Source organism: Rheinheimera nanhaiensis E407-8, assembly GCF_000296695.1.
Taxonomy (GTDB): Bacteria; Pseudomonadota; Gammaproteobacteria; order Enterobacterales; family Alteromonadaceae; genus Alishewanella; species Alishewanella nanhaiensis.
In genome coordinates this window covers 154,167-177,538 of the sequence record NZ_BAFK01000004.1, presented here as the reverse complement: position 1 = coordinate 177,538, position 23,372 = coordinate 154,167, and the positions used below count along the sequence as shown (strand labels likewise).

The 23,372-nt window shown below is 52.5% G+C and carries 19 protein-coding genes; 12 read left to right on the top strand and 7 right to left on the bottom strand.

Annotated features, from left to right (window positions below; translation table 11 throughout):
* The first annotated feature begins 8 nt into the window (after positions 1–8).
* Positions 9–1,109, top strand: a complete 1,101-nt coding sequence (gene mnmH, locus RNAN_RS04960) for a tRNA 2-selenouridine(34) synthase MnmH (protein ID WP_008219404.1) — start codon at positions 9–11, stop codon at positions 1,107–1,109.
* Here the strand turns inward: mnmH and RNAN_RS04955 are convergent.
* Positions 1,106–1,654, bottom strand: coding sequence for a TetR/AcrR family transcriptional regulator (locus RNAN_RS04955; RefSeq protein ID WP_008219401.1), 549 nt, complete (start codon positions 1,652–1,654; stop codon positions 1,106–1,108). The two genes, mnmH and RNAN_RS04955, sit on opposite strands and share 4 nt — an antisense overlap.
* 103 nt (positions 1,655–1,757) lie before the next feature.
* On the opposite strand from RNAN_RS04955, the gene RNAN_RS04950 reads away from it, so the two are divergent.
* From RNAN_RS04950 to RNAN_RS04940, 3 genes are all read left to right on the top strand, one after another.
* Positions 1,758–2,252 carry a DUF4199 domain-containing protein gene (locus RNAN_RS04950; RefSeq protein ID WP_008219398.1) on the top strand — a complete coding sequence of 165 codons (495 nt, stop codon included), beginning with the start codon at positions 1,758–1,760 and terminating at the stop codon, positions 2,250–2,252.
* A gap of 26 nt (positions 2,253–2,278) precedes the next feature.
* Positions 2,279–3,154 (top strand): DMT family transporter, encoded by an 876-nt coding sequence (locus RNAN_RS04945; protein ID WP_008219397.1) that lies wholly within the window; start codon positions 2,279–2,281, stop codon positions 3,152–3,154.
* Between the two features lie 81 nt (positions 3,155–3,235).
* The gene (locus RNAN_RS04940; protein ID WP_008219395.1) at positions 3,236–3,667 is read left to right on the top strand and encodes a CBS domain-containing protein; all 432 of its coding nucleotides are present in this window, start codon (positions 3,236–3,238) and stop codon (positions 3,665–3,667) included.
* Between the two features lie 125 nt (positions 3,668–3,792).
* Here RNAN_RS04940 and RNAN_RS04935 read toward each other — a convergent pair whose 3' ends face one another.
* From RNAN_RS04935 to RNAN_RS04925, 3 genes are all read right to left on the bottom strand, one after another.
* Positions 3,793–4,878 carry a fatty acid desaturase family protein gene (locus RNAN_RS04935; RefSeq protein ID WP_008219393.1) on the bottom strand — a complete coding sequence of 362 codons (1,086 nt, stop codon included), beginning with the start codon at positions 4,876–4,878 and terminating at the stop codon, positions 3,793–3,795.
* Positions 4,879–4,889: 11 nt separating this feature from the next.
* Positions 4,890–5,996: a flavin reductase family protein gene (locus RNAN_RS04930; RefSeq protein WP_148275652.1), complete on the bottom strand. Its 1,107-nt coding sequence runs from the start codon at positions 5,994–5,996 to the stop codon at positions 4,890–4,892.
* Positions 5,997–6,238: 242 nt separating this feature from the next.
* Positions 6,239–9,496, bottom strand: coding sequence for a S41 family peptidase (locus RNAN_RS04925; protein ID WP_008219389.1), 3,258 nt, complete (start codon positions 9,494–9,496; stop codon positions 6,239–6,241).
* 154 nt (positions 9,497–9,650) lie between these two features.
* Between RNAN_RS04925 and RNAN_RS04920 the strand changes: the two genes are divergently transcribed.
* The 7 genes from RNAN_RS04920 (at position 9,651) to RNAN_RS04890 (ending at position 19,619) form a co-directional block, all read left to right on the top strand.
* Positions 9,651–10,328: a tellurite resistance TerB family protein gene (locus tag RNAN_RS04920; protein ID WP_008219387.1), complete on the top strand. Its 678-nt coding sequence runs from the start codon at positions 9,651–9,653 to the stop codon at positions 10,326–10,328.
* A 130-nt stretch (positions 10,329–10,458) separates the two neighbouring features.
* Entirely contained in the window at positions 10,459–10,779 is a 321-nt protein-coding gene (locus tag RNAN_RS04915; protein ID WP_008219386.1) for a hypothetical protein, read from the top strand.
* 142 nt (positions 10,780–10,921) lie between these two features.
* Positions 10,922–12,769, top strand: coding sequence for a protein translocase subunit SecD (gene secD / locus RNAN_RS04910; RefSeq protein ID WP_008219384.1), 1,848 nt, complete (start codon positions 10,922–10,924; stop codon positions 12,767–12,769).
* Between the two features lie 10 nt (positions 12,770–12,779).
* On the top strand, positions 12,780–13,718 hold the full coding sequence (gene secF, locus RNAN_RS04905; protein WP_008219382.1) for a protein translocase subunit SecF: 939 nt from the start codon (positions 12,780–12,782) through the stop codon (positions 13,716–13,718).
* Between the two features lie 206 nt (positions 13,719–13,924).
* Positions 13,925–15,106, top strand: a complete 1,182-nt coding sequence (locus tag RNAN_RS04900; RefSeq protein ID WP_008219381.1) for an efflux RND transporter periplasmic adaptor subunit — start codon at positions 13,925–13,927, stop codon at positions 15,104–15,106.
* Between the two features lie 17 nt (positions 15,107–15,123).
* The gene (locus tag RNAN_RS04895; protein WP_008219380.1) at positions 15,124–18,297 is read left to right on the top strand and encodes an efflux RND transporter permease subunit; all 3,174 of its coding nucleotides are present in this window, start codon (positions 15,124–15,126) and stop codon (positions 18,295–18,297) included.
* Between the two features lie 68 nt (positions 18,298–18,365).
* Entirely contained in the window at positions 18,366–19,619 is a 1,254-nt protein-coding gene (locus RNAN_RS04890; protein ID WP_008219379.1) for an Nramp family divalent metal transporter, read from the top strand.
* On the opposite strand, the gene RNAN_RS04885 is transcribed toward RNAN_RS04890, so the two are convergent.
* Positions 19,620–20,600: a sugar phosphate nucleotidyltransferase gene (locus RNAN_RS04885; RefSeq protein ID WP_008219378.1), complete on the bottom strand. Its 981-nt coding sequence runs from the start codon at positions 20,598–20,600 to the stop codon at positions 19,620–19,622.
* Positions 20,601–20,743: 143 nt separating this feature from the next.
* Positions 20,744–21,100 carry a DUF3718 domain-containing protein gene (locus RNAN_RS04880; protein ID WP_008219377.1) on the bottom strand — a complete coding sequence of 119 codons (357 nt, stop codon included), beginning with the start codon at positions 21,098–21,100 and terminating at the stop codon, positions 20,744–20,746.
* 182 nt (positions 21,101–21,282) lie between these two features.
* Here RNAN_RS04880 and paeA point away from each other — a divergent pair, with 182 nt between their 5' ends.
* Positions 21,283–22,608 (top strand): polyamine export protein PaeA, encoded by a 1,326-nt coding sequence (gene paeA / locus RNAN_RS04875; RefSeq protein ID WP_008219376.1) that lies wholly within the window; start codon positions 21,283–21,285, stop codon positions 22,606–22,608.
* Here paeA and RNAN_RS04870 read toward each other — a convergent pair.
* Positions 22,605–23,222, bottom strand: a complete 618-nt coding sequence (locus RNAN_RS04870; RefSeq protein WP_008219375.1) for a DUF5610 domain-containing protein — start codon at positions 23,220–23,222, stop codon at positions 22,605–22,607. The genes paeA and RNAN_RS04870 overlap by 4 nt on opposite strands.
* Positions 23,223–23,372 lie beyond the last annotated feature (150 nt).

Below are 23,372 nucleotides of genomic sequence, written 5' to 3'. Positions count from 1 at the left end.
CCCGGCAGATGACGCCAAATTTACCGCTTACGGCGAATTATCACGCTATTTTACAGCAGCAACTGCCGCTAATTGACCTGCGCGCACCGCAGGAGTTTAGCCGTGGTGCGCTGTGTGGCAGCATTAATTTACCTCTGATGACCGACACAGAGCGCGCCGCCGTGGGCACCTGTTATAAACAACAGGGCCAGCAGGCTGCCATCACGCTGGGCCATCAGCTGGTGCAGGGGCAGGTTAAAGCGGCGCGGGTGCAAGCCTGGGCAGAATTTGCCAAAGCTCACCCAAACGGCATGTTGTACTGTGCCCGTGGCGGCCTGCGCTCGCAAATTGCTCAGCTGTGGCTGGCTGACGCCGGCGTGATTTATCCCAGAGTACAAGGCGGCTTTAAAGCACTGCGCCAGGCGGCGATTAATGTGATAGCGCAGGCGGCAAAACAGCCACTGTTATTATTGGCTGGCCCCACCGGCAGCGGTAAAACCCGCTTACTTAAACAGTTGCAGGCAGTAGATTTAGAAGCACTGGCCAATCATCGTGGTTCGGCCTTTGGCCGTAAATTAGCGGCTCAGCCCAGCCAAATCAGTTTTGAAAACGCTCTGGCGGCCAGGCTATTGCAGGTGCAAAGCGACAAGCCGCCATTTCTGTTGTTAGAAGATGAAAGTTTATTAATTGGCCAGCGCAATATTCCGCATACTTTGTATCAGGCGATGCAGCACAGCCCGCTATTGCTGCTGGACGAGCCATTAACAGCGCGCATAGAGGTGATACTGCAGGATTATATTATCGGCTTGCATATGGAGGCAGTGGCCGCGGAGGGCGAACAGGGCTTTGCCGTGTTTAGCACTATGTTGCGCCAGGGGATGGCACGTATTGCCAAACGCCTGGGCGGCGCGCTGTACACTGAGCTCTCTGCTATGCTGGAACGGGCATTAACTGCACAGCAGCACAGCGGCGATATTCAACTACACCGGCTGTGGATAGCTCGGCTGCTTAGCGACTATTACGACCCTATGTATCAGTATCAGTTGCAAAAACGCGGCTTGCCGGTGCTGATGCAGGGCAATGCCACTGAACTTATGCAGTGGTGGCAACAGCAAAATGCTCAGGCTTAATGCCATAGCCCAAACCTATTGCCCAGCTGCAGTTTATGTTTCAGTAACGCCAGGCTGCGCTGCTGCGCCTGTGAGTTGTCATTTAACCAGTAAATAAACACCGCCACGAATACGCTGCTAAGCGCTATTTCCTGGCCGATACGGGCGATGCCGCGGGCTTGTAACCGCGCTGCTTCGCGTAGCCACTGCACAGTGCGGCTAATGCGCAACACGCCGGCTACCTGCAAATGAATGTGGCCAGGCTCCAGCTTATACAACAACATCTGGCCGGTGACTTTATGATAGGGTGACAGTTCGCTTAGCCAACAGCTAAGCGCCTGCTCGATACGGCTGGCTGGCGGCAACTCTGGTGTTATCAGCGCGCTTAACATGGCTTTGTCAGCCCGGTCAAACCAGGCATCGACTAACTCATCTTTGCTGCGATAGTGCGGGTAAATATCAGCCAGGCTAATGCCCAGTGCCGCAGCTATCTGCTGTAAACCTAGCTGCTCCCAACTGCTGTGGTCGGCCAGTGTTAAGGCAGTGGCTAAAATGTCATCGCGCATGGTGGCTCCGGTGTTAGTTTCACATTAAGTATAGGCGGCTGTGGCAAAGCCAGATAAAGCGGCTATAGTGATGCGGTTAGTCATTGAATAAGTACAGGTCTTTATGCACAGATACCAAACCGAAATCCGTTGGGGCCTTATTTTTACTGCGGTTATGCTGCTATGGATGTGGGGCGAGCAGTTAGTTGGCCTGCACGGCCGTTATATTGCCCAGCACGCGACTTACACCAACTTGTTCGCCATACCGGCGATACTGCTTTATGTGCTGGCACTTAAACAAAAAAAGCACCGCGATTACGGCGGGCAAATGAGCTGGAAGCAGGGCATGCAAAGCGGAGTGCTGATAACACTGGTGGTTGTGGTGCTAAGCCCGGCAGTACAATGGCTAACCCACACCATTATTACCCCTGAGTATTTTAATAATGTGCAAGCCTATGCCATTACTCAGGGCATGATGAGCGTTGAACAAGCCGCTGAGTATTTCAGCCTAGGCAACTATATGCTGCAAAGCATGATCGGTGCCGCCATTATGGGTGTGTTAACCTCAGCGATAGTGGCGTTTTTTCTGCGCAGCAAAGGACAGGAGGATATACAATAGCGCACCTTTTGTTGTGGTGCTGTGGTATGGCCGTTTCTTCCTCTTCCAATACTGATAAACCCTTACACGGTATTTTGTGTATGGTGCTGGCCGTGGCGCTGTTTGCCGCCATGGACGCTGCCATGAAATCACTCACGCCGCATTACAGTGCCATGCAAATTGCCTGTTTGCGCGGAGCCCTGGCCTGGCCCTTGGTGGTGCTGTGGCTTATTGGCAGTGGCCGCTATAAAACCCTGCTTAACACCCGCTGGAGCCTGCACCTGCTGCGCGCTGTGCTGGGCGTTACTATGTTGTGGGCTTTTGTTTATAGCCTGCAAAGCCTGGCACTGGCCGAAGCCTACACCATCTTTTTTACCGCGCCGCTGCTCATCACGGCGATGTCGGCGTTTTGGCTAAAAGAATATGTTGCACCAAGGCACTGGGTGGCTATTGGCATAGGCCTGGTGAGCGTGCTGTTTATGCTAAAACCGGACGGCGACAAGCTGATAAGTTTTGGCGCTTTAATGGCACTTTTGGCCGCATTGTGCTATGCGGTGTCGGCTATTACAGTGCGTATTTTGGGCCGCACTGAAGGCACCGGCAATATGGTGTTTTGGCTGATGACGCTATTAGCACTCGGTGCTGGCCTGTTGGCCCTGCCAGACTGGCAACCACTAAAAAGTGAGCTGTGGTTTAGTTTTGTCTTAATTGGCATAACCGGTTTTGCCGGCCAAATTGCCATTACCCAGGCATTTAAAGTGGCGCCCTCGGCGCTGATCGCGCCTTTCGAGTACACCGCGCTATTGTGGGGCATAGGTTTTGATATTCTGCTGTGGCAGTTGTACCCGCAGCTATCGACCCTGATAGGGGCGGCCATCATTATGTTAAGCGGGCTCTACTTATTGTGGCAGCACAGAAGGTGATGTGCTGGTAAAGTAGTGTAAAAGCGCTATAGTCTTGCCAGGAACAACGAATTATTACAGTGGCTTAGCCAAGAGTAACTCATGCTGAATGTTGCCCGTTTAATGAGTGCCAAACCGGTGAGTGTCTCGCCAGACGATACTTTGGCCGTGGTGAAGCAAATTTTTGACAATGTAAAGTTTCATCATGTGTTGGTGGTGGAAAAGGGGATATTAATTGGCGTGCTGTCTGACCGGGATTTATTTAAAGCGTTAAGCCCACATATTGGCACTGCAGCAGAAACGGCGCGTGATTTAGCTACCTTAAATAAAAAGGTACACCAGGTGATGCTACGCAAGCCGGTAACCTTGCCGCCAGAGGCTAAAGTGATGGATGCGATTCAGTTATTTAATCACGAAGGCGTGTCGTGTATCCCTGTGGTAGACAGCCAAAACCGGCCGCAGGGTATTTTAAGCTGGCGCGATATTATCCGCGCACTGGACAGAACTGATAAGCGTACAGCACCTGTCAAATGAAGTATTTGCACGAAACGGTTCACCCACACAGACACGCCGTAAATACATCCATGTAGGCTCGTCTCAAGCATCCATGCTTTCAACGGTCTGCTTAGGGTAAACCGTTTCTCGCTACGATGATTTTTCTACAAGGCTTTTACCGCACTTTTACCACCGGGTAGTGAATAGCGCATAATGCGCCAAAACACGGTACTGTACTGGCGCAAAAAGCTGCCGGTGTTATACGGGGTGCCGTATTTCGCCGCTATCGCCTGCACCTGTTTTGCCATATTCGGGTAGTGCCGGGCAGGGATATCCGGAAACAGGTGGTGCTCTATCTGGCAGCTTAAATGGCCGGTTAAAATATGCAGCCAGGTGGGGCCGGTAAAATTAGACGAGCCCAACATCTGACGGTAATACCAGTGGCCGCGGCTTTCGTTTTCACAGTCTTCCGGCTTAAAGGCATACACTTGTTTGGTAAAGTGGCCGCAAAAGATCACCGTTGATGTCCACACATTGCGGATTAAATTGGCCAGTAAATTACCGCACAGCACCCACAGCCACATGGGCCCGGCGATTAAGGGGAAAAACAGATAGTCTTTCACCAGTTGCCGCACGCCCTTGCCGAAAAAGGCTTTTTTTAGCTCGCTGTCAGACACCTGCGTTTGGCGGTTAGCCTTTTTTTTACCGAAAAACACCCGCTGGCCGGCCAGCTCGTGGTACGACACGCCCCACTGAAACAACATGCTCAATAGCAGGTAAGTGCCGCTTTGCCATAAATTACGCAGCCGCCAGCGAAAATCGTTGCTCAGGCGCAGTAAGCCATAACCAAAGTCGCGATCCAAGCCTATGATATTGGTATAGCTGTGATGCTCGACATTATGGGTGCGCTGCCAGGAGCCGGCTTCGCAGGCAATATCCCACTCATAGCGGCGTGAGTGTAAAAGGGGATCGTTCATCCAGTCGTACTGGCCATGCAGCACATTGTGGCCAATTTCCATATTGTCGAGAATTTTGCCCAGTGCCAACAGCAGCACACCCAGCCCCCACAGCCAGGGCGTGATAAAGCCCAGCACCAGTAAAATACGACCGCTAATGGCGCTGATGCGCTGCACCAGCAAGACCCGGCGGATATAACGGGCGTCGGCCTCGCCTAATTGTGCCTGCACCTGCTGTTTTAAACCGTCCAGCTCTTGTGCCAGCGCCTGATATTGCTCGTTGCTTAATACCATCTTTTGCCCTGTTATTGTTTTAACACCAGATCCGTGACCGGCTGGCTGATACATAACTGAATTTGCTCGCTGCCATGGCCGCTTAAGGCACCGCTACGGATATCACGCACCTGGCCGCTGATTTTGTCGCACACGCATTGAAAACACACACCAATACGACAACCAAAACGCGGGTTTAAGCCCTGTTGCTCAGCGCTTTGCAGCAGGCTTTGGTTTGCTTGGGCACTAAATACCTGCTGGCTGGTGCTGCTTTGCAGCGCCACCTGATATTGCCCGCTGATACTGTCAGTGCTTTGTGCCAGCAGCGCCGGGCCAAATTGCTCCTGAAAAATGTTGTGTTTCGCTACACCGGACTGCACTAGGGCGGCGTTTAACTGCTGCATCAAGGCTTGGGGACCGCATAGGTACAGCTGCTTATTCTGGCCTTCCGTGCAAACTTGCCGGGTAAAGGCGTCGCTATGTTCAAACCGGCTGTCGGACAGCTGCAGGCTGAACAAAGGTTGTTGCGCGGCCAGTTGTTGCAGCGGTGCCAGTAACGCGGCCTGCTCTTTGCCGCGCACCCTGTAGTAAAGGCTGACGGGCGTAAGCCAATGGCGCTGGCTAAGTAGCATCGAGGCAATAGGCGTAATACCGGAGCCCGCGGCGACAAACAGTGCCGGCCTGGCAGGTTGCTGCCAGCTAAAGGCACCCTGAGCAGCGCTGATGTTTACCCTGCTGCCCGCTGTCAGCTGGGCCAACAGCGGTGTAACGGCGCCGTTATGCTGTACCTTGCAGCACAGCTCAATCTGGCGTTGGCTATGCCACAGGCTAAGCGGCGAGCAAATGCTAAAGGGGCGGGGGAGGTTTTTGCCATTATGCTCAAGCGTCAGCAGCACATGCTGGCCCGGTATAAAGCCCGGCCAGCGGCGTGACACTCGTAAGGTCAGTTTTACCATATCAGCCGTTTGCCAGCTTTTTTCTGCCAGTTGGCCACGAAATTGGCCGGGCATAAAACCTGGCCAAACAGCGCGAAGTAAAGGTTGCAGATAGAGGCTAAGTGCAGGCTGATTACCCAGCATTAAACAAAAATGGCGCCACAGGCGGCGTGGTAGAGAGGGAGAAGCAGTCACAGTCGTCACAATAATTCGTTTAGTGTTATTTCAGCGCACAGTTGTACACTAAAATATCTGGTTTGGCCAGTTTTAGTTATGCTTAGTCACTGTTGAGTGTAGTAATATTATGAAATATATGGCTTTAAATTCTTATGGGTGAAGTGATTGCTTTGTTTTTAAGCTAACGCTTGTACGCTTTTGTGGTTTTTATTATGTCGGGAGCAATAAAAAAGCCGCTAGTGTTAAGCGGCTTTTGTGTTCTGGCTGGCTTAGAGACCAAGCTGAGTGGGCATCGCTGGCGCCTGGCTGTGATCTTTCGGCGGGTTAGCCTTGAGCTCGTCTAGCGTGTGTGTAATGGCACGTTCTAACTGTACATCTATGCCTTTGTTCACCGCTATCGGATCCAGTTCTACCTCGATATCCGGCGCTACCCCTTCGTTTTCGACCCGCCACTGCCCATCAGGCGTGTAAAAACGGAAAAATGGCACCACATGAAAACCACCGTCGATCATTGGCGGGTTGGCCGAGATACCAATTAAGCCACCCCAGGTGCGCGTACCAATAGTTTTACCCAGGCCCAGGTGTTTAAAGGCCCAGGGCAGGAAATCACCACCAGAGCCGGCGTCCTGATCAATCAGCATGGTTTTCGGGCCATAAATGCCACCGCCCGGCGTGGTAAATACCAGGCCGTCACGATCTTTCCAGCCGGATAAAAACGGCCGGCCAAGAATTTCGGTAATGTAGTTCGCCGCCTGGCCGCCGCCGTTTTTGCGCTCATCAATAATCAGTGCCGGTTTATCTACCTGGGCAAAGAACATACGGTTAAAGAAGTAAAAGCCACCATCAGCGGTATTGGGCAGATAGACATAGGCCACTTTGCCGTCGGTTTTTTCTGTCACTAACTTACGGTTATGCTCTACCCAGTGCCATAGCCGCAGCTGACTGTCGTTGGCAATCGGCTCTACCGTAATGTTGCGGCGGTTTTTGCCTTTGGCATCGTCGGCCAGTGTCAGCACCACTTGCCGGTCCTGGGTGTTGTCCAGCAAGGCGTGAATGTTGTCCGTGGCGTTAAGCTCGCGGCCGTTAATGGCCAGCAGGTAATCACCGGCTTTGGCACTGGCACCGGGCACATTTAGCGGCGCTTTTAAAAACGGGCTCCAGCGATCGCCCTGATAGACAGTGCTAAACTGATACTTACCGTTTTTAATGACAAAATCAGCGCCCAGCAAACCCACTTTACTCGGGCTTTCCTGGTGAATATCGCCACCGCCAATGCGGTTATGGCCGACTTGCAGCTCGGCAATCATCTCTACCAGCACCTCGTTTAAATCTTCGCGGCGCTGCACATGTTTAAGCATTGGTTGGTATTTGTCATAAATGGCCTGCCAGTTAATGCCGTGCATCTTGGCATCATAAAAGTATTCTTTTTGCATACGCCAGGCGTCGTTAAAAATCTGCTGCCACTCTTCGCTGGGGTTAACAAAGCTACGTACGTCGGCCAGGTCAACGGCTTTAGCGTCGGGCTTGGCCTTGGCATCGCCGACCTCCAGCTTATTTGGCAGGCTTAGCAGCAACAGTTTATTACCATCGTTGCTTAGCTGATAACTGCTGATGGCCTGTGCCACTTGTTCGGCTTTTTGCTCTTTAAAATCATAACGATGAAGCGTGCCATTATTCGGGCTTTGCTGCGCTGGTGGCTCATTACTGCTACCTGGCTGGCTGCGTTCTAAATAAAACAGCGCCCCGTCACTGGCGACACTTAAGCTGGCGTAATTACGTTCGGCCACCGGCAGCGCGACAATACGATTTTGCAGGCCGTTAAGGTCAAGTTTGACCGGTTTAACTTCGGTTTTAGCACTGTCTTTGCTGTCATCTTTTTTGCCTGCTTTGTCGTCGACTTTAACCGGTTCATCACCGGCTTTGGGCAACAGCGGCGACTTGCCGTCAGCGGCCAGGACGTAAGCATAGATAGCGCTGCGTACCGGCCGCTCACGGGTAGATAAATCCAGCCCGACTTGTGACGGCCCGGTATTGACCGAGGCAGTAAAGAATAAGTAATCCTGGCTGAAGGCCGGATCGCTGGCATGGCTTAAGCCATCGGTAATTTGTGTGCTGCTGTTGCTGTTAAAATCGAACAGTTTGATCTGGCTAAAGTAGTTGGCACCGGCCACGGTATAGGCCAGATAACGGCTGTCGGGCGAGAATGACACAATAAAGTCTTCGCGCCGCTGTGAGCTATCGAGTTTTTGGCTGCGCTTTTTCTGTAGATCAAAGGCATATAAATTCAGGTGGTTATCCTGATACACGATGCGTTTGCCATCGGGTGAGAAGCTTAGCAGGTTAAAATAACCGTTGTCTGACAGCGCAAACACCTGCGGCGCGCTTAAACCATCCTGGCTTTGCAACACCAGCTGGTGTTTATTGCCGGCATCGGAAATGTACGCCACCTTGCTGCCATCCGGGCTCCACAGGCCGTCAAATTCGCGCACGCCGCTGCTTTGCGTCAGGCTACGGGTACTGCCATCAGTCACCGGTACGGTAAAGATATCGCCGCGGGCCGATACCACCAGCCGCTGACCGGTGCTGGATAGCCGCGCACTGGTCAGCGTTTTACTGGCGTCTTTCCACTGTGGTCGTTTTTGCACTGAAGTGGAGTTGATATTGACGTTAACCGGAGTAGTTTGGCCACTGGCAACATCGTACAGGTATAAATAGCCGCCGGCTTCATACACTATGCTGTTACCGTGGCCGGCCGCGCTGCGTAAATCCCAGTCTTGGCTTTGGCTAAGCTGCTCGACCTGCTGGTTCCGATAGCGAAACAGGTTTACTGCCTTGTTGTCGCGGTCAGATAAAAAGTACACGGTGTCATTAAGCCAGAACGGATTAAATTCATTGGCATTAGGGTGGGGGATTTTTTCCAGCTGCTGTTTTTCCAGATCGATGATCCACACCGGCGGCGTGCTGCCACCGCGATGCAACCGCCAGCCACTGGCGCCGCTGTAAGCCATATTATTCGGCCGGTAGGCCAGTTTTTTGCCATCGGGGTGTAAGTCGCCTTCAAAGGCAACGGCCTGCATCAGTTTTTCCGGGTAACCGCTGTCAATACTGATTTGGTACAGCTGATTACTGCGGCTATTGGCAATTTCGCGGTTCGAGGCAAACAGCACTCTTTTACCATCCGGGCTCCAGCCATTTACGGTGTCCACCCCCGGGTGATAAGTCAGTCGCGTTGGCGTGCCGCCGCTAACAGGCATAATGTACACGTCAGTGTTGTTATCGTAACTGGCAGAGAAGGCTATCCAGTTGCCATCGGGCGAAAACTTAGGTGCAAATTCACTGGCCGGATGGCTGGTCAGCTGGCGTGGGTTCTGGCCGGTTTTATCACTCAGCCAGATATCGCCACCATAAACAAAAGTAAGATGAGCAGCCGAGATATCCGGCTGGCGCAGCAGGCGAGTGCCGTCGCTGGCAAAGGTAAAGCCGCTGGTCAGCGCACAAAACAGCGCGAGGTAACGTGGTTTAAACATAAGCATTCCTTGTTGTTCTGGTTCTGAATAGACAACAAGTAAAGCACAGTGCGTGCTGATGGCAAAACATCAGCTTGTAACAGTTAATGTCTGGCCGGAATTATTTGCTACCGCTATGGTCAGACAAACAACTTAGGAAAGATGAGACAGATTGATGAATACCAAAGGATTATTAGATCAGTTATTTAAGCAGGGCTCTGAATTACTATCAGCTAACAGCAAAACATCAGCCTCTGGCAGCAGTGGTTTCGGTGGTTTGTTGTCGGGCAAAGCCGGAGCAGCTTTGGGCGGTGGTGCGCTGGGGCTGCTGCTGGGCAGTAAAAAAGGCCGCAAAATGGGCGGCAAAATATTAACCTATGGCGGTTTAGCTGCGCTTGGCGTGGTGGCCTATAAAGCCTATAGCAACTACCAGCAGCAACAAAGCGCAGCAGCAAGGGGTGAACCACAAACTATCGACCGCTTACCGGCGCCACAGGCTGAGCAGCATAGTCATGCTATTTTGCGTGCAATTATTGCTGCCGCTAAAGCCGATGGCCATATTGATGACAGAGAACGCGAGCTTATCGATAACGAAATTGCCCGTTTGACCAGCGATGGCAGCTTGCAGCAGTGGTTTGATGCAGAGCTTCGAAAACCGCTGGATCCGGCTGATATTGCCACAAGCGCCAGCACACCGGAAATGGCCGCTGAAATGTATCTGGCCAGTGTACTGGTGGTAGATGAAGAGAATTTTATGGAGCGTAGTTACTTAACTGAGCTGGCGCGGCAATTAAAGCTGGATCCGGCGTTAAAAGCTGAGCTGGAGCAGCAAGCCCGTCAGGCCACGGCTTAAATTTTCTTACGCTGTAGCAGTATTTTTTCTTAGCGGCCTTGTGCAAAGGCCGCTAAAGGCCCATTATGCTGATAGCTGTGCCTTAGTTAGCGCAGCCACTACCGATAGTGAATTTGGGTGATAAACAGCTATGCGCTGGATTAGTCGCGTCGCGATATTATTTTACTTAGCAATACTTTGCACACCGCAAGCCTTTGCCGTGCAAGATGTTCGCTTATCGCCGCTTGCCGACAGCCAGCTGTATGCCCTTAACCTCAGCCATCAGCAACTAGCCCACATTCCCGGCGAAAATAGCCACACAGATAACGATGACACGCCACCGGCGCTGCCCAAAAGCGCAACTACGCTGCCGTCATATCGCCCGTGCTACCTGGCGGGTGGCGCTCAGCTGTTCGGTACCTGTTCTGTTGTGGTCAGGCCACAGCAACCCCGCGCACCACCACTTTCTTAATGCACTGATAAACACTGGTTTAGTTACCGGCAGTTATGTTTGCTGCGCGATTCAGCTTTAGCTGTCTGTACCTGCATAAGCAGATTGTATTAGTGCCGTTATGCTGCCTCTGAGCATGCGGCTGTGCATTAAAGGAATAACTATGTTGAATAAAAACCCGCTTTGGCGCTACCTGGTAGTGCTGGGCCTGCTATTACTGGCGCTGGTTTATGCGCTACCCAATTTATACCCCGAGCAACCGGCGCTGAATATCAGTGCCAGTCGTGGCGGCGAGTTAACCCCAGGCCTGGTGAAACAACTGGCCAACGAATTTGACCGCGCCGGCCTTAAACCTCAGGCACTGGAGCTAAATAACGGCCAACTGGTGGTGCGGTTTAACTCTGCTGATGAGCAATTGGCCGGGCGTGAGCTGGCAAGCTCGGTGCTTGGCAATAATTACATTACCGCGCTTAATCTGGCGCCGACCACGCCAGCCTGGCTTGCTGCGATTGGCGCCGGCCCGATGAAATTGGGGCTGGACCTGCGCGGTGGTGTGCACTTTTTGCTGGCGGTTGATATGCAGGCGGTGCTGGATAAACAGCTGAATGACAGCGCTCAGCAGCTGCGCGCCTTATTACGGGAAAACCAGATCCGTTACCAAAGTGTCAGCGTTGATACGGCTAACCAGCAGCTTAGGCTGAGCTTGCGTGATAATAACGATGCCGCGGCGAGCGCAAAACTGATTACTCAGCAGTTGCCAGAGTTACAACAAAGTGCTGATGGTTTAAGCTTCACGCTTAAATTAACCGAAGTACGACAAAAACAAGTACGTGAAGAAGCCCTGCAACAAAACCTGACCATTATCCGCAACCGGGTTAACGAGATTGGCGTGGCCGAGCCCCTGGTGCAGCGCCAGGGAGCGGATCGCATAATAGTGCAGCTGCCGGGCGTGCAGGATACCGCACTGGCCAAGGAAATCCTCGGTGCCACTGCCTCGTTAGAGTTTCGTCTGGTTGATACTGAAGCCGATATTGCTGCAGCTTTAGCCGGCCGCTTGCCGCCCAATGCCGAATTGTATTACAGCCGCGATGGCCAGCCGCTACTGCTGGAAAAACGCATTATGCTGACCGGCGATCATATTAACGGTGCCAGCGCCGGTTACGACCAATATGGTCAGCCCAAAGTGAGCATTAAACTGGACGCCCAGGGCGGCACTAAGCTCTCTGCCGCCACTAAAGATGCGGTAGGCCGGCGTATGGCGTCGGTGTTTATTGAGTACAAACCTGGTGAAGCGCTAACCGCAGACGGCACGCCGGTACTGCTGAAACAGCAGGAAGTGATTAACGACGCCACTATTCAGCAGCGGCTGGGCATGTCCTTTGACATTACCGGTATTGCCAGCCCGGCTGAGGCGCAAAACCTGGCGACCTTGCTGCGGGCTGGTGCCTTAATAGCGCCGGTGCAAATTATTGAAGAGCGCACCATAGGCCCAAGCCTGGGGCAGGAGAATATCGCCCTGGGTGTCAGTGCCATTCAGTGGGGGCTGGCAGCGGTAATGCTGTTTATGCTGGTGTATTACAAAGCCTTTGGCATGGTAGCCAATATAGCGCTGATGGCCAATTTAGTGCTGATTATCGGTGTGCTGTCGATGGTGCCCGGCGCAACGCTGACCTTACCCGGGATGGCCGGCATAGTGTTAACGGTAGGCATGGCGGTCGATGCCAATGTGCTGATATTTGAGCGCATCCGTGAAGAGCTCAGTGAAGGCCGCTCGGTGCAGCAGGCCATTCACCTGGGGTACGACAGGGCTTTTGCCACCATTGCCGATTCCAACATTACCACCTTGCTGGTGGCACTGGTGCTGTTTGGTGTTGGCACAGGACCGGTAAAAGGTTTTGCCGTCACGCTGGCGATTGGCATTTTAACCTCTATCTTTACCGCCGTAGTTGGCACCCGCTTATTAGTGAATTTAATTTGGGGTGGCCGCCGTTTGCAGTCACTGCCAGTGTAAGGAGCACAAGATGCAAATATTTAATTTTGCTAAACCTCTGAATTTTATGCGCCTAAAATGGCCGGCGGTAATCTTGTCTGTGCTATTGGTATGTGGCGCTATCGCATCTTTCGCGATTAATGGCATTAACTGGGGGCTGGATTTTACCGGCGGCACCGTAATTGAGGTCGGTTTTGCCCAGGCCGCCGACTTACCCAAGGTCAGGCAAACGCTCAGTGCTGCCGGCTTTGACGATGCCGTGGTGCAACTGTTTGGCAGCAGCCGTGACGTGCTTATTCGCATACCGCTGCGGGCCGATTTAGTGCAAGCGCAAATTGGCGATGCGGTCGTCGCCGCGCTTAATGCCAGTGATGCCGGCACGGTTAATGTGCGCCGGATTGAGTTTGTCGGCCCCAGTGTCGGCGCCGAGCTAAAACAAGATGGCGGCCTGGCCATGTTGGTGGCGTTAGTCGGCATCTTAATTTACGTCGCGCTACGCTTTGAATGGCGCTTATCGGTCGGCGCTGTTGTCTCACTGCTGCATGATGTAATTTTAACCCTGGGATTATTCTCGGTGCTGGGGCTGGAGTTTGACTTAACGGTGCTGGCCGCCATCCTGGCGCTGATTGGTTACTCTATCAACGACACCATAGTAGTGTTTGACCGCATCCGCGAAAGCTTTCGCAAATTGCGCGATGCTACCGTAGCCGAAACCATTAACGAGGCGATCACGTCCACCTTAAACCGCACAGTGATCACGTCGCTGACTACAGTATTAGTGCTGGTAGTGCTGTTTTATTTAGGCGGTGCGCTAATCCACGGTTTTGCCACCGCGCTGCTGTTTGGTATCGCCGTGGGTACTTACTCGTCTATTTATGTCGCCAGCGCCATCGCTGAGTTGTTGGGCTTAAGCCGCGAAGATATGCTAAGCCCACCGGTAGAAACCGAAGGTGCCGATCCGCTGCCATAAAGCAACCACGGCCAGGCCATCAGTTACAGTGGCCTGGCTTTATGGTCAAATCTTTTTTACAAATCTTCATATATATTTCATTACCGATCGGTAAGAAATATGCTATTTTACTGCGGTTTCATCATATCAATTGTGTTTTCAGCTAAACTACCGCACCTGCCGCTGCCGAAGTTGCAGCATCAGACGGATCGCTTACAGGTACTTTTATGATAACCAGGTCTGCTTCTTTTCGTGTTGCCATCGGTGCAATAGTGTTGTTTCCCCTTGTGCTGTTATCCGGCTGCTCAGATGCGCCCAATGCTGCTGAGCAAGGTGGAGGTATGCCACCTGCTGTTGTCGATGTCATAACGGTAAAACCGCAGAGCGTGCCGTTACTGCTGCAAAGCCCGGCGCTGCTGGCTGGCTCGCGCGAGGTGGAAATTCGTGCCCGGGTAGGCGGTATTTTAGAGAAACGCCACTTTAATGAAGGCGCTAAAGTCAGCGCAGAGCAAAGCCTGTTTAGCCTAGATGCGGCGCCATTTCAGGCTACGGTAAACCGTAATCAGGCCGAGCTGAGCGCAGCCAGAGCACGTCAGACCCAGGCCGAGCGCACGTTAAACCGGCTGCAGCAACTGCGTAAAGACGGCGCGGTATCGCAGCAAGCGTTAGATGATGCTTTATCGGCGCTGGATGTGGCCAAAGCCGATGTAAAAACGGCTGAAGCGGTATTACAACAGGCACAACTGCAGCTAAATTACACTCAGGTGCGCTCGCCGATAGCCGGCGTGGTCAGCCGGGAGTTGGTGTCGGAAGGCACGCTGGTTTCAGGCCCGGACATGCTGCTGACCTATGTCACCCAGCTTGACCCTATGTACGTGCGCTTTTCCATCGCCGAGCGCGAGCAGTTAAAACTGCGTGCTGAAGCGCAAAGCGGTGCAGTAACGCTGCCTGCGCAGTGGCAGGTAAAACTGCTGCTGGCCGATGGCTCTGAATATAACCAGACCGGTGTGGTCGATTTTGCTGATGTACGCATTAATAGCCAAACCGGCACCAGCGAAATGAAAGCGGAAATTAGCAACCCCGAGCTGTTGCTAAGGCCCGGGCAGTTTGTCCGTATTGAGCTTGAAGGCGCGGTACGCCACAACGCTATCGTCGTGCCGCAAAATGCGGTGCTCGACGGTGGTACCGGCAAATTTGTCTATCTGTTAGCCGACGGCGAGCAGGGCGGTAAAGTTGCCATGCCGGCACCGGTAGAAGTGGGCGACTGGGTAAAACTGAACGGCGGCAACGGCTGGGTAATTAAATCTGGGTTAAAAGCCGGTGATACCGTGATAGTCGAGGGTATGGCGCGTATTTTCTTCCCTGGGATGCCAGTGCAGCTGGCACAAGCTAATCCGGCGCAGGGCTAACAGGCAGGGAGCAGACTATGTTTTCGCGTTATTTTATTGACCGGCCCATTTTTGCCTTTGTCATAGGTATTTTTATCTGTCTGGCGGGTTTAGCCGCCATGCGTAGCCTGCCGGTAGCGCAGTACCCGGAAATTGCCCCGCCTGTGGTGCAGGTAATGGCGATGTACCCGGGGGCTTCGGCCGAGGTGCTGGAGCAAACGGTGGCCGCACCTTTGGAAAACGCCATTACCGGCGTCGAGGGCATGATGTATATGTCATCTACCTCGACCAGTTCGGGCATGACCACCATCTTTATTACTTTTGAAATTGGCACCGACGTCGACCAGGCGGCGGTAAACGTCAACAACCGTGTCAGCAAGGTCGAAGCACGTTTACCAGAAGAAGTGCGCCGGCAGGGCATTACGGTAGAGAAAGGCTCGTCAAGTTTCTTACAGGTATTGGCGTTTTACTCGCCCGATGGTAGCCGGGACGACTTATGGACCTCTAACTACGTTACCTTAAACGTACTGGATAGGCTAAAACGTATTCCCGGCACCACTAATGTGCAAATTTTCGGCGCCAAAGACTACGCGATGCGCATCTGGTTAAAACCGGATCAGATGAGCCAGCTACAGGTGACAGTACCGGAAATTGCTGGCGCACTGCGTGAGCAAAACGCCCAGTTCGCTGCCGGTAAAATAGGCGCCACACCCACGGCGGCCGACGCGCAGGAGCTGGTGTATACCGTGACGGCGCAGGGCCGGTTTTCTACCGTTGAAGAGTTTGAAAATGTCATTATCCGCGCCAATGCCGATGGCAGCAGTTTGCGGCTAAAAGACATTGCCAGGGTGGAGCTGGGCTCACGTGATTATGACTTCTCGGGCCAGTACAACGGCAAATCGGCCACCCTGGTGGGTATTTTTCTGCAGCCAGGCGCCAATGCGCTGGATGTAGCAGCAGAAGTAAACGCTACTGTGGCCGAGCTTAAACAGCGCTTTCCATCAGGGCTGGATCAGGCCACGCCTTATGACACCACGCGCTTTGTTGAAGTGTCTATTCGCGAGGTAGTAAAAACCCTGGCCGAAGCTATGCTGCTGGTGTTTTTAGTGGTGTATCTGTTTTTACAAAACTGGCGTGCTACCTTAATTCCTATTCTTGCTGTGCCCATTTCGTTGCTGGGTACCTTTGCCGGCCTGTATATGCTGGGCTATTCCATTAACACGCTCACGCTGTTTGGTATGGTGTTATCTATCGGCATAGTGGTGGATGATGCGATAGTGGTGCTGGAAAACGTCGAGCGCATTATGCACGAAGAGCATTTATCGGCGCGCGATGCGGCAATAAAAGCCATGCAGGAAGTGTCCGGCCCGGTGGTGGCTATTGTGATGGTGCTGTGTGCGGTGTTTGTACCTATCGCCTTTTTAGGCGGTTTAACCGGCGAGCTGTTCCGTCAGTTTGCTGTCACTATCTCCATTTCGGTCAGCTTGTCCGGCGTAGTAGCCCTGGTAATGACGCCGGCGCTGTGCGTGGCGATATTACGCCATGAGCATAAGCAAACAGCGAAGTTTTTCCTCTGGTTTAATGCATTTTTCCAGCGTATTACCGGTAAATATGTCGCAACAGTGGGCTTTTTCCTGCGCCGTGGTTTGCTGGCGCTGCTGCTGGTAGGCGGCATGATTGTTATTACCGCCGGCCTGTGGCGTGCGACACCCGGCTCCCTGGTGCCGGATGAAGATCAGGGCTTTTATATAGCGGCGATCTTTTTACCTGATGGCGCCTCTTTAGAGCGTACCCAGCGCGTTACCGATGAAGTGATCGCCGCTATCCGCTCTAACCCGGCCAATAAAGATATTGTCAGCTTTGCCGGTTTTGATTTTATCGGCGGCGGTTATAAAAACAGCGCCGCCACTATCTTTGTGACCCAGCAGGATTGGGACGAGCGTGATATCAGCGCCAGCGATTTAGTGAACGAGCTGTTTATGAAAACCGGCCATATTAATGAAGCCCTGGTGCTGGCGTTTAACCCACCGCCAATTTTTGGGTTGGGTAATACCGGTGGCTTTGAGTTTTATCTGCAAAACCGCGGTGATGGCGGGCCGGAGAAACTGGCCGAAGCCATGGGCATAATGCAGGGCGCCGCGGCGCAAAGCCCGATTTTAGCCGGCGTACAAACGCTGTGGCGGCCCAATACACCGCAGTTAAAAGTCGATTTAGATAGAGAGCGCGCCAAAGCGCTGGGCGTACCGGTAAGCGATGCTTTTAATACGCTGGCGGGTACCTTGGGTACTTATTATGTCAATGACTTTAATAAGTACGGCCGGGCCTGGCAGGTGCTGATGTCGGCCGATGCCGGCTATCGCATGCAGCCGGATGACATTAAGCATATCTATGTGAAAAGCAGCACCGGCGAGATGGTGCCGCTGTCGGCCATTGCCAATATCCAGTACAGCTCGGGCCCGGATAATATGGAACGTTACAACAACCTGCCAGCGGTAAAACTGCTGGGTAATGCCGCGCCGGGTTACAGCTCAGGCCAGGCCATTGCGGAAATAGAACGGCTGGCCAATACGGTGTTGCCACCGGATATCAGCTATGACTGGACCGGCAGCGCCTTTCAGGAAAAACGCAGTGGTGGCACTACCGGTTTGGCGCTGGGCATGGCGGTGGTAATGGTATTTTTAATTCTGGCGGCCTTGTATGAAAAATGGTCGCTGCCGCTGTCGGTGCTGCTGGCGATGCCGTTTGGTATCTTCGGTGCGCTGGTGGCAGTGTGGATTGCCGGCTTAACCAATGATGTGTACTTCCAGATTGGTTTGGTGACCTTATTAGGCTTAGCGGCGAAAAATGCCATCTTAATTGTCGAATATGCGCTGATGAAAACCCAGCAGGGCTGGACGACAGGTACGGCGGCGCTGGAAGCAGCACGCTTAAGGTTTCGGCCTATTATTATGACCTCACTGGCGTTTATTTTAGGCGTAGTACCACTGGCACTGAGTAGCGGAGCCGGCGCCGGTGCGCGCCACAGCGTCGGTACCGGTGTAATGGGCGGTATGATGGCGGCCACCTTTTTAGCTGTGTTTGTGGTGCCGCTGTTTTTCTTCTGGTTGACCGAGCGACGCCTGCGCGAAACGCGCACTAAGCAGCAGTTAGCCGAGGAAATTGCCCAGCAGCACCGGCGTGAGCATCTGGATACCAAAGAGGGCTTATTGTAAAAGCCACTTGCCCTGATGGCGCTGCCTTGTGCTAAGGTAGCGCCATGTCTGCTTGTTAACCTCTATTGATGACAACAAAAACCTCCCGTTTTGGCCCGGCAGCGCTGGTAACCGCCGCCTTTATTGGCCCAGGTACGGTGATCACTGCTTCGCTGGCTGGTGCCAACTTTGGCTATGCGTTGTTGTGGGCGCTGGTATTTTCGGTATTTGCGACCATGATTTTGCAGGAAATGGCGGCGCGCTTAGGTATTGTCACCGGCCAGGGGCTGGGAGAAAACCTGCGAACCCTGGTAACACAACCGCTGCTGCGCTGGCCGCTGTTGCCGTTAGTTATTGCGGCTATTGTCATTGGCAATAGCGCTTATCAGGGCGGTAATATCAGCGGGGCGGCACTGGGCGCCGATGCACTGTTTGGCCATATCAGTGTTATCCGCCACTGGCAGGCGGCCAGCGGCCTTAATCTGTGGGTACTGTTGCTGGGGGCTGTCGCCGCCACAGTGCTGTGGTTTGGCCGTTATCAGTGGATAGAGCGCTGTTTAATTGTGCTGGTGCTACTGATGAGCCTGGCGTTTATTGGCACTATGGTGCTGACTAAGCCAGATGTAATGGCCTTGCTAAATGGCATGTTTTTGCTGAAGCTGCCTGCCGGGGCGACACTAACCGTAATTGCGTTGATTGGCACCACTGTAGTGCCGTATTCGTTATTTTTGCATGCTGCCAGCGCGGCACAAAAGTGGCCGAAAGCGCGGCTTGATACCACAACGGCACTTAGTGCTTCACGCGCTGATATTGCGCTGGCGATACCGCTGGGTGGGTTGATTTCCATTGCGATAGTATCCACCGCTGCTGCAGCCTTTTTTGGCAGTGGCCAGCAACTGGACAATGTCAGCCAGCTGGCGCACAGTTTAACGCCGCTATTTGGCAGTGCCTCCACCTGGTGTTTAGCACTGGGGCTGCTGGCTGCAGGTTTATCATCGGCCATTACCGCACCACTGGCGGCGGCTTATGCCCTGGCCGGTATTTTAGGCAAGCCGCTTGATCTTACTCAGCCGCTGTTCCGGGTGACCTGGTTATTGATCATTCTATGTGGGGTGCTGTTGGCCTCGTTAGGGATCCGGCCAATACAGGTAATTTGGTTTGCTCAGGTGGCTAATGGCATATTACTGCCGTTGATTTGCCTGTGCTTATTGCTGGCGATGAACCACCCTGTGCTGGGCCAGTACAAAAACACATTTTGGCAAAATGTTCTTGGCGTGGCCGTGTTGCTGGTGAGTTTGCTGTTAAGTGGCCGCAGCCTGGCGTTGGCTTTTGCTGTTGTCTGATCAGCAATACAAAGCATGCTGATACTGCGATGGCGCCAATGGGCGAATAGCGCTAAGCCAGCTTTTGCTGTGCTTGGTTAACAGGGCCGAGCCGGCTTGCGAGAGGCGCTCAGTGCAGCTGCGCCGCCCCAAAATAGGCCAGCTTTGGCCGCTACCTTGTAGCCAATCAGGGTGGCTTAGAATGTCTAAGCGGCTGGCAAAATAACTGTTCAGCGTGCCAACATCGCGCCAGTAATGCGGCAGGCTTTGCGTGCCGGGTAGCTGGTTTTGGCTGAAGTCGTATACCGAGCAGCGGTCTTCGCTTATCAGTTGCGGCAGGATATGGTGGCCAAAATCCAACTCAATGCCGGGTTGGGCCTGATGTAATGCCTGCTCTAATACTGTGGTGCGAAATAAATAATTACCCATCGACACCAGCGCAAAGCCGGGACGGCCTGGCATCTGTGGCACTGCGCCTTTAGGCTTTTCAATAAAACCTGTAATTCGTTGCTTGTCATCGACAACAAACACGCCAAACTGACTGGCGTTATCTATCGGAACCGCAATAGCCGCTACCGTGACATCGGCTTGCTGCTGCAGATGAAATTGTAACATCTGGCGGTAGTCCATTTTATAGATATGATCGGCACTTAAGATGGCGACATGCTGCGGCTGGTAATCGCGGATCAGGCTCAGTTCACGCGCTACCGCACCTGCTGTGCCGGTAATCAGCTGCGCCGGGGCCTGGTGTAAGACTAAATCACCATGTGGTTTAAAACGGGCTAGCCAATGCTGCTGCAGATGTTTATGTAACCGGTAGGGTTGGTATTGCGTCAATACCAGCAACTGATGAAAGCCCGAATGCCACAGGTTACTCAGCACAAAATCAATAATACGGCGACGATAAACAAAATTCAGTGCTGGCTTGGCTTGTCGCAGCGTTAACGGTTGCAGCCGCTTGCCGGCGCCGCCGGCCAGAATAACACTCAGTACTGTACTCATGGTCTGGGTCAGCCTAAAGTGGTGTGTTGGTTAATTAGTGTACAGTTGTTGCGGTGGACTTGCTTGATATGTATCAAACAAAACGTTGATATGGCTGCAACAGCAGACGGTTGCAGCCTCAAAGCAGATGATAAAAAGCGGTGTTACTGGCCAATACGGGCGCGTATTTCGTTTACCAAGGGCGAAGCGCTAAAGCCGTTGCTGTTGGCCCAGCTGTCATAATCAAACTCGGCCAGGGTTTTGGCCGGCATTTGCTTGATAATAAAAGTGCCGGACTCATAGGCATCACTGCGAATGGCAAATTGCAGCAGATTGTCGTTGTCACATTTCAGGCTGTCGTAAATTTTACGTACGTTCAGCTTGTTATCGGTTAGGGTTTTACGCAGCTGATTACGGTTGTCCTCTTTTACATAACCACAGATACTGCTGAATAACTGATCATCAGCCAGCGCCGGTGCGCTTAGCAATAACGCCATAACGGGAACGAGCAAGGTTTTCATAGTGCCTCCGGGGCAGGGTGGGAATATCGTCTGAAGTATAGTGTGGCTTTGGGTTATTGCTCTGGCCAGTCGGTATTTTTTCGTTGAATATTTTCAGCACCTTAGCAGGTTTCGTCATCTAACAGCGCTATACTGGCAGCTGATATCAGCCGTTTTAGCGGCGCAGTATTACGGGAGTAAGTATGACCACGCTGGAATATATGTTGCTAATGCTGTTATTAGTGGCGGGCAGCGCGTTTTTTTCGGTGTCTGAAATTGCCCTGGCGGCATCGCGCAAAATGCGCTTGCGGCTAATGGCCAGTGAAGGCAATGCTAACGCTGAAAAGGTGCTGGCGCTACAAGAGCATCCGGGCAACTTTTTTACCATAGTGCAAATTGGCTTAAATGCGGTGGCTATTTTAGGGGGTATTTTGGGCGAGTCGGCCTTTACCCCTTATTTCAGCGCTTTACTGGCTCTGATGTTTAGCGGCAGCTGGGTGGGTAGTGCCGGTTTTGCCCTATCAGTGTTTTTTGTTACCTCGTTGTTTATCCTGTTTGCCGACTTAATGCCCAAACGGCTGGCGATGATCGCACCGGAGAAAATTGCCACTAAGGTGGTAAACCCTATGCTGCTGTTAATCACGCTGTTAAAGCCCTTTGTCTGGTTGTTTAATGGCCTGGCTAACTGGTTTTTCAGCCTGTTTAACGTGCCTACTATGCGAAAAGATGACATTACGCCGGATGATATCATTGCCATGATGGAAGCCGGTGCCCAAGCGGGGGTGCTGCAAGAGCACGAGCATCAGCTGCTGGAAAATGTGTTTGATATGGAATCGCGTACAGTCACTTCAGCGATGACAGCGCGCGAAAGCCTGATCTTTTTCACCCTGGATGAAACACAGGACAATATCAAAACCAAGCTGGCCGAACACCCGCATGCCAAGTTTCTGGTAGTGGATGGTGTGCTGGACAAAGTCGTGGGCTATGTCGATACCCGCGATATTCTGATGCAGGTACTGCACGACCAACCGATTTCACTGAAAAAAGAAGGCATAGTGCGCTCGCCGCTGATCATCCCCGATACCTTGTCATTATATGAAGTGCTGGAGCATTTTAAGTCGGCCGGTGTCGATTTTGCCATCATTATGAACGAGTACGCGCTGGTGGTCGGCATTATTACGCTCAAAGACGTAATGAGTATTGTGATGGGCGAGCTGGTCAGCTCTGAAGAAGAGCAAATTGTGGCGCGCGATGCCAACTCCTGGCTGGTAGAGGGGTTAACGCCGCTGCAGGATGTGATGCGGGTGCTGGATATCGACAGTTTTCCCAGCCCGGAAAACTACGAAACCATAGCCGGCTTTATGATGTACAGCCTGCGCAAAATTCCGAAACGCACTGACTTTGTGCTGCACGGTGGCTATAAGTTTGAGGTGGTAGATATCGACAGCTACAAGATTGACCAGCTGCTGGTTACCCGGCTGAATAACGGCGAAACGGCCGACAAGCCCAAAGAGCACAGCACGGTTTAAACCGTGCTGTTATTGGCTACACTGCCTGTGGTGTCAGCGGCTTGATGATTACCAGCAAGCTCGAGCATCTTTTCACGGAAGCTGTTCAGCCCCTGCATCACCAGGCTGTAGGTTTTATCAACCCCGCTTTCTACTTCGCCCTCATACACTTTTAAGCCTTTAAGAATGTCTTTGGCATCGGCAAAACCTTTATCGATACCGCCACCGATAATTTTCAGAAACTCCGTCAGGTTTTCTTCTTCGCTGTTGTCCGGGTTTAGCTCTTTATAGCGGCCATAAAAGCCTGTGGCAAAAGCCACAATGCGCTCTGCCGTAGCCTCTGGCGAGGTATCTATGCCGCTGTCGTAAATCTTTTGCGCGGCGTTTTCACCCATCACAGGCTCAAGCTCGGCATTAATGCCTTCCAGTGCGGTTTTATACAGCAGGCTTAACGAGTCGTTATTACTGCGCAGCGACACCTGCTCATTGGCTTTTAAAATGGCGCTGTTTTGCGCCTGCCTGGCCTGCTCTTTAACGCTGCGGTTATCGTCGGTTTTCACCGCAGCATTATTACTTTTGGCTAGCTGACTAACCGCTGTACTACTACTGGAGGTATTACCGGAAGAAATCGCCATGATGCTGCTCCTGATTTACGCGGGCTTTACCGGCATTAGTATAGCCGGTGACCAGTTATCGGCAGCAGATGTTAAAACTTTAGATTTTGGTGCAAATATTTTTTTAGCCGTGCATAGATACTGATTTAAATGAATGAAAATACAGCCTTA